The organism is uncultured Microscilla sp., assembly GCF_947493425.1.
Taxonomy (GTDB): domain Bacteria; phylum Bacteroidota; class Bacteroidia; order Cytophagales; family Microscillaceae; genus Microscilla.
This window is the reverse complement of the sequence record NZ_CANLRP010000264.1, coordinates 1-7761: the sequence shown is the minus strand read 5'-3', so window position 1 is coordinate 7761 and position 7761 is coordinate 1. Positions and strand designations below refer to the sequence as shown.

The window sequence follows — 7761 nt, the reverse complement described above, 5'->3', positions numbered from 1 at the left end:
TGTTTGAGTGATTTCAAAGAGCCAGAACAGGCGCTTATGACAAGGCTAAACCTTTCGGAGAAATTTCATTAGAATGGTTCCAATGAACACGACGATAAAGATGTAGAATAAAACTTTGGCGATACCAGCAATACCAGCTGCCATTCCACCAAATCCGAGTACAGCAGACACAAGGGCTAAAATGAATAAAGTAACAATTAATCTGATCATAAAGTGTGGTTTAATGTTTAAGTAAATTAACAGGTATAGTTATTAGAGGCCGTGACACAAAACTTGATAGTTTTGTAGCCTCAAAGAAATTATGTTTTCTTTGATGAATAATGAACATTTGGTGGACTTTACAGTAACAAATGTTCATTAATAGAACATTAAACCTTACAAATTGTTTTCGAAATTTGTAATGATTTGATTTTTTCGTAAATATAAGCTACAGTCAGGGCTTTTTTATAATCAGCCTTCAACCAAGTTTAGCCACGCGTTAAAATCATTCTGAAAAAGCTCAATTTGAGCAATATACGCCCTTTACTAGACTTTGAAACCACAGGCTTTTTTTTGGGTAAAATATTAAATAACGCTGGGCTGATGGTTGTCCTGGATATAGGCAAAAGTTGCTTGATTTTTTTTACCTTTACCTAAATTTTCTCATCTCACAACATCGACAGACTACATAAAATAGACTTTTTAGACAAGCCCAATATGAAAAAAGATTCCTTTTTGCCGCTTAAATTTATAGCTACACCACTCAAATATTGGTGGTTGTTTATAGGTTTTTTTGTAGTGGTAGGATTCTTTTTAGGTTTAAACAATAAAATCTACTTTGCCTATATTGAGAAAAAAGCTACTTGGTTTGAGTTGGTGTGGCCAGAAGTGTTAGAATGGGTAATATGGGGCATTTTTTGCCCGTTTATTATATTATTAGCCAAAAAATACCCTAAAAACTCCTCCTCTGATTGGCTTTCTAAAGTGAAATTACACGTTCCAGTGGCCATTCTTACTGCCTTTTTGTATGCAGCCATATATGCCTATTTAAGGTATGCCATTGGTTTCTTGTTAAATGAAGAGTTTCTTTGGTCTTTTTCAAGAAATTTCATGCATAGAATGTATTATTTACCCATACCTCTAATCTTATATTCAAGCATTGTAGGCATTACCTATGCAGTGAGCTACTACCAGCAGTTTAAAGATGAAGCACTCAAGACCGCAGAGATTCAACAAAAATTAGCACAGGCAGAATTGTTGGTGTTGAAAAAACAATTGCATCCTCATTTTCTTTTTAATACCCTACATGCTATTTCTACTTTAATGCATAAAGACATTGATGCCGCAGATAAAATGATTGTAAGACTCAGCCATCTTTTGAGGGCTACTTTAGAAAACACAGGTATTCAGGAGGTAACATTAAAGCAGGAAATGGAGATACTCAAAATTTATCTTGAAATAGAGCAAACCAGGTTTCAGGATAGGCTGGAGGTTTCGATTGAAGTTGATCCAGCAATTTATGACAAAAAAGTGCCTAACCTTATTTTACAGCCCATTGTAGAAAATGCCATTCGGTATGGGGTAGCCCAGTTTGCCAAACAAGGTAAAATAGCCGTGACTGCTCATCGGGTAAATGGTGATATCGAACTAAAAGTGGTGGATAATGGCCAAGGAATGCCAAGCACTCAAGTAGCTGATATTAAGGAAGGAATAGGATTGACCAACACCAGAATGAGGTTACAACAATTGTATGGAGAAAAGGGGCAGTTAATTTTAAATAATGTAGGTCAGAACCAAGGTCTGGAAGTAAAAATTTTGATACCAGCATGAATAAAATTAAAACATTGATAGTGGATGATGAGGCACTGGCAAGGGATAAGTTAGCCATTTTTTTACAAGAAGAGGAAGACTTTGAAATTGTAGGCCAATGCAGTAATGGAATGGAAGCGTTGCAGTTGCTTCGTGAGTCCTACCCTGATTTGTTGTTTCTTGATATTCAAATGCCCGAAATGGACGGGATGGAGCTCTTAAAAAATATTGATGTTCAAGAAATTCCTTGTATTATTTTGGTGACTGCTTATGACAATTATGCCCTTAAAGCTTTTGAATACCATGCCCTTGACTATCTCTTAAAACCCTTTGACAGAGAACGGTTTCTGATGACAATTAAAAGAGTGAAAGAACAAATGTTGTTGCACAGTCAAGGAGGCCATCAGACCCAATTGCTCGCTTATTTAAAAGAATCTCTGCCTAATGAAAAATACCTCGAAAAAATAGTAGTGAAAGATGGGGGCAAAATATTTTTTGTGAAAACAAAAGACGTTGAATGGGTCGAGTCGGCAGGAAACTATTTAAAGCTACATATTGGTAAAAATATCCACCTCATCAGAGAAACAATGAATGCTTTTGAGCAAAAGCTAAACCCGCAGGAGTTTGTAAGGGTTCATAGGTCTTTTCTGGTGAATATAGAAGCTATTCATCACCTCGAAAGCTGGGGGAACACAGAGTTTACTATCACCTTAAGTTCTGGCTATAAAGTACAATCTGGAAGAAGTTACTACTCTTCTATTCGCCAAAAATTACAACTCTAGCACCTCAAAATAAGACCTGGTGTTTATCCCCTTCCAAGTACGGTAATTTCATCACTTTTTTCTTTCTATTAACAACTGTAGCACTACAGTTGGTCACTTTACTATTGCCCAAATTTGCTGCAAGCAATATCATTGTACTTTACTTCATGAGAGAAAGTAGCCCAAACACTTAGTAAAAAAGTATGCCATGAAATATTTAAAAATTTTATTCTCTTTAGTCTTTCTACTTGTCCTGATTACTTCTTGTCTAAGCAGTAAACAGGCTCAATCAACCGCTTATCCGATTGCTTATTCATCAAAAACATCAGGTAATGTAGACATCTACTTGACTGATACCCAAGGTAAAGCCAAAATTAAAGTTACCACTCATGCCAATAGAGATGGTTATGCTGCTTGGTCGCCTGACGGTAAGCGTATTGCCTGTTATGCCTATCATGATGGAAGAAAAACTTGGTCTATTCATACCCTAAATGCTGATGGTTCGAATAGGAAAAGACTCACTCAGGCTAAAAACAAGTGGGACAACGCTCCTGCGTGGTCGCCTGACGGAAAAAAAATTGCTTTTGCAAGGGCGTACAAAAGCACGGAAGGAGCGTGGACGGAAGAACTTTGGGTGATGAATGCAGATGGTAGTGAACAAAAACAAATAAAGTCGTTGGCAGGTGGAGGTCCTCACTTTACACCTGATGGCAAGCTTCTTTTTCATTCAAAAACCAATACTAGCGAAATTTGCATAGCCAATATTGACGGTAGCAACCTGACCAAGCTCACAAATAATAATGCCGAAGATTGGCACCCAGAGGTTTCGCCTGATGGTAAGCAAGTCGCTTTTATGTCGGATAGGGATGGCAACCATGAAGTTTATGTGATGGACATAGATGGCGCTAATCAAAAGAGATTAACCTTTAACAAAGTCCGTGATTCTACTCCTTCTTGGTCACCAGATGGCTCTAAACTCATTTTCACGTCTCAAGGACACATTTATATGATGAACAAGGACGGCTCGTCGATAAAGAAAATTATACCTAATGCTGGACAAGCTGCCTGGTTGAAAATAAATAACAAATAGTGGAAGTACCATCAAACATTTATAAACCATGAAAAACAACATCACATTATTACTTTTAATGGTTCTGATGCTCACAATTAGAGGCTTTGCTCAACAAAGTAATGGTCAGGCACCAGAAGCTAAAGGGAAAGATACATTCCCCCCTTTTAAGGACCGTTACCTGGGTCAAAAGCCACCAGGCTTAACTCCCAAATTGTTTGCCCCTGGTATGGTTTCGACAAAAAAGCATGTAGAAAGTTTATATACGTTTACACCAGACATGAAGGAGTTTTATTTTAGTAGGGTGGGGGGAAAATATAAAAAAACCACCTTGTTTGTGATGCAATACAGAAACAATCAATGGAGTAAGGCATCTAACTTGTCGACTGATATAAAGAAATACAGGGAGCGATTCAAGTCGGGCTCGTCGAAAATAAAAAATATTGCCCCTTTCAAAGACCTTCCTATCATAGGTTTCACGGTTTCGTCTAAAGGTACTTATTATGTGTATTTTTTAAAGAGAGATGGCAGTGGTCATATCAGTTATTCACGCTTTGTAAACGGCAATTATGAAAAACCTAAAAAAATGAATAAGCACATCAATGCTGGAAAATGGATTGCCCACCCCTTTATTGCTCCTGATGAATCTTATTTAATGTGGGACGCAGAGAAAGAAGGGATGTCTACTCCTGACATTTATATTAGTTTTCGCCAGAAAGATGGTTCATGGGGGCCAGCAATTAGCTTGGGAGATAAGGTAAATACTGCCGCTTATGAACAGCGCCCAAGGGTGACCCCTGATGGAAAGTATTTGTTTTTTTGGCGGGGAGATAAAAAGGTGAGAAAAGATGGGGGTACTTATTGGGTAGGGAATCCTCATTGGGTGGATTTTATTCAATTAAGAAAAGAACTTCTAAAAAACAGTCATTAACCAACCATTTCCAAAGAACTTGTTTAAGTTTTTGGCATTGAGAGCAAAATGAGTGATTTTTCACATAGACGAGGCGTGGAAGGCGGAGTTTAGCCTAGCTAAATGAGCATTTTCACAACGAAGTATATGGGTAAAAGAACCATTTTGAATTATTTGAAAAAACCTTAAACAAGTTCAAATAATAAAAACCATGAAAAATTATTGTTTGATATTTTTGTTGCTTGGATTTGTCCTGTTTTTAAATGCTTGCGGCGCTAAAAAACACACCTCACAAGAGCATAACCTCCCAGCTTTAAAAAAACATTATTTTGGACAAAAACCACCTGGCGCAATCCCTCAACCTTTTGCTCCTGGTGCTGTTACAACAGCCAATTGGGAGTGTTGTGGTGTTGCTTCCCCTGATCTAAAAGCATTTTATTTTGTCAGAGAAACGGGAGAAGGCGAGGCAAAGAAACAAATGGAACTTGTGGTGATTCATCATAAGAATAATCGTTGGCAAGATTCAGTGATATCGCCCAGAACAGGTACCCCTTTTATAACGCCTGATGGCAAAACCCTGCATTTGAGCAAGCGATATAGGGAACGAACAAAAACTGGAGAATGGTCAGAGGTAAAAAAACTTGGTGCTCCCTTCAAAGACCTGCCAATCATGCGCCTTACTTCTTCTTCTAAAGGAACTTATTTTTTTGATGAGTTCAAATCAGACTTTACGGGTGATATTCGGTATTCACGGTTAGTAAATGGAAAATATGAAAAACCGAAGTTACTCAGTAAAGAGATTAATGGCGGTAAAAGCTTTCACCCATTCATTGCCCCCGATGAATCTTACCTTATATTTGATAGCAAAAGAGTAGGTGGGCATGGCGATTCTGATATTTATATCAGCTTTCGCCAGAAAGAGGGCACTTGGGGCTCCCCCATTAATTTGGGAGACAAGATAAACACCCCAGCCTGGGAAGCGGTTGCGAGCGTAACATCGGATGGCAAATACCTTTTCTTCAGTAGAAATATGGGCTCTGACAAAAACGAAAATGTAGATATTTACTGGGTAGACGCACAAATTATTGAAACCCTTAGACCCAAAAAATAAACAGTATTATCACCAACCATATTAACCAAAGTAGATTATATGAAAACTATTCAATTATTTATACTGATCATTGCTGTATCATTCAATGCCACCTTTGCCCAGAAAAACACAAAGGAAAGCGCCAAGTTAGCCTTCACACGCACAACGGTAGTTCCTGTGAAAGATACCAAAAATGGGGGGCAATATGAGCTCTATATCAGGCTACCAGAGAAATATTCAGAAAAAAAAGATATAAAACACCCCGTGATTTACTATACAGATGCCATGTGGCACATCGAAACCCTGTCTGGTGCGACCGAATATATCATGGAGAACGCTATTTTAGTAGGAATTTCGTGGCAAAAAGACATCAATGAAAAGCTGAAAAAAGAGGCTGGGGCACACGTAAGCAGGTATAGAGACTACTCAATAGCAAAGTCAAAGAAACCAGCACAGCAAGCAAAATATCAATTTGGGCAAGCCAATAAGCACCTGGCTTTTATTCGTGATGATGTCATCACTTATGTTGAAAGTAATTACCGCACCGACCCTGCCAACCGTACCTATTTTGGTTATTCGATGGGGGGTGGATTTGGTGGTTACATACTGCTAACCCAACCCGACACATTTAAAAACTATATTCTTGGTAGCCCCTCAAAGGGCAGCACTCCCCACCTATACAAGCTTGGAAACAGCGCAAATCTCAAGGCTAAACGCCTCAATGCCAACGTTTTTATTGCGTATGGCAGGCAAGAGAAAGTATTGGGCAGCAATGCCGATAAATTTATTGCCATGCTCAAAGCCAGAAATGATCAAAGCTTATCTTTAAAGCATGTTGTAGTGGAGGGCACCCACCAAACGGCGTTTCCTATGACAACAGTACGCGGTATTTATTGGTTATCAGCGTTGATAAAAAAATAACTTGTCAAACTTTATAAAAACTTAAACCATGAAAAATTATTCCTTGTCATTTTTAGTACTATCACTTATCCTGTTTTTAAATGCCTGCAACACTAAGCAGCAGCCATCGAAAGATAGTGACTCACTCGCTATAAAAAAGCCCTCAATAAATAATCGTTTTCCAGCTTTGGCAGATCGTTATTTTGGAGAAAAGCCACCAGGCTTACTACCTGCAGAGTTTGCTCCTAAAATTGTTTCGCCTGATGGACTTTTTGAAGGGGGCTCGTTTTCGCCAGATATGAAGAAGTTTTATTTTTCCAGGAAAAATGGAAAATATAAAAAACGGACTTTTTTTGTCATTCGCTACGAAAACAACCAATGGGGAAATGAAGCTGAGACTGATATAAAATACCCAAGATACTCTAGGGATGGTAAAGTGATGTACAAGGGGAATAAATACAGGGAACAAACCGATACGGGATGGTCGGAGCTCAAAAGCATGGGATCGCCTTTTACAGATAAGCATATCATGGGGATATCGGTTTCAGACAAAGGAACTTTTTTCTTTGATGAATTTGAAAGACCCGATACAGTTGGAGCCATCAGTTATTCGCGCTTGATAGATGGCAAATATGCGCCTCGTCAAAAAATGGGCAAGGAAATTAATACTGGAACCTGGATTGCTCACCCCCACATTGCTCCAGATGAATCTTATTTGATATGGGATGTAGAAAGAAAAGACGGATATGGGGGTTCTGACATTTATATTAGTTTTAGAGCGAGGGATGGCTCTTGGCTACCAGCAATGAACATGGGAGACAAGATAAATACCGCTCTTCAGGAAAGCGGCGCAAGTGTAACACCCGATGGAAAATACTTGTTTTTTTCAAGGGGGGAGTGGAAGGCTAAAAAAGATGGGGGCACTTATTGGGTAGGCAAGCCTTATTGGGTGGATGTGCAGGTGATTGAAAATCTCAGACCTAAAAAATAGATGATAAAGGTGTTTTTTTATGGCTCACTTTAGGTTTGTTAATGTGAGTAAAGTAAATGTGCGATTTAGTCATAAGCATAGTATGCTGGGGATTAAATAAATGCACTATTTATTCGAGGGTATTTTGTTTGCTGACGCACTTCAAAAAGTGCACAGAGTTAGTTTACAATTCCGGTGCATATCGCATTGGTCAGGGCGTAACTTTACGTTAGTGAAAAATATATTGCTAAAAAAGATAAATAAGTCGATTTT

At 38.4% G+C, this 7761-nt stretch carries 8 protein-coding genes; 7 read left to right on the top strand and 1 reads right to left on the bottom strand.

Annotated features, from left to right (window positions below; all coding sequences use genetic code 11):
• Positions 1–45: 45 nt before the first annotated feature.
• Positions 46–210: a DUF1328 domain-containing protein gene (locus tag Q0954_RS31840; protein ID WP_299465322.1), complete on the bottom strand. Its 165-nt coding sequence runs from the start codon at positions 208–210 to the stop codon at positions 46–48.
• A 486-nt stretch (positions 211–696) separates the two neighbouring features.
• Here Q0954_RS31840 and Q0954_RS31835 point away from each other — a divergent pair, with 486 nt between their 5' ends.
• The 7 genes from Q0954_RS31835 to Q0954_RS31805 all read left to right on the top strand — a co-directional run bounded on the left by Q0954_RS31835 (position 697) and on the right by Q0954_RS31805 (position 7509).
• Entirely contained in the window at positions 697–1809 is a 1113-nt protein-coding gene (locus Q0954_RS31835; protein ID WP_299465319.1) for a sensor histidine kinase, read from the top strand.
• Positions 1806–2570: a LytTR family DNA-binding domain-containing protein gene (locus Q0954_RS31830; protein ID WP_299465316.1), complete on the top strand. Its 765-nt coding sequence runs from the start codon at positions 1806–1808 to the stop codon at positions 2568–2570. Before Q0954_RS31835 ends, Q0954_RS31830 begins: the two co-directional genes overlap by 4 nt.
• A gap of 187 nt (positions 2571–2757) precedes the next feature.
• A complete protein-coding gene (locus Q0954_RS31825; protein ID WP_299465314.1) occupies positions 2758–3639 on the top strand; it encodes a hypothetical protein in 882 nt (293 codons plus the stop codon).
• 28 nt (positions 3640–3667) lie between these two features.
• Positions 3668–4549, top strand: a complete 882-nt coding sequence (locus tag Q0954_RS31820) for a hypothetical protein (protein WP_299465311.1) — start codon at positions 3668–3670, stop codon at positions 4547–4549.
• A gap of 190 nt (positions 4550–4739) precedes the next feature.
• Positions 4740–5639, top strand: a complete 900-nt coding sequence (locus Q0954_RS31815) for a hypothetical protein (RefSeq protein WP_299465308.1) — start codon at positions 4740–4742, stop codon at positions 5637–5639.
• A 39-nt stretch (positions 5640–5678) separates the two neighbouring features.
• Positions 5679–6539: an alpha/beta hydrolase-fold protein gene (locus Q0954_RS31810; RefSeq protein WP_299465303.1), complete on the top strand. Its 861-nt coding sequence runs from the start codon at positions 5679–5681 to the stop codon at positions 6537–6539.
• Positions 6540–6567: 28 nt separating this feature from the next.
• Entirely contained in the window at positions 6568–7509 is a 942-nt protein-coding gene (locus Q0954_RS31805) for a hypothetical protein (RefSeq protein WP_299465300.1), read from the top strand.
• The last annotated feature ends 252 nt before the right edge of the window (positions 7510–7761 follow it).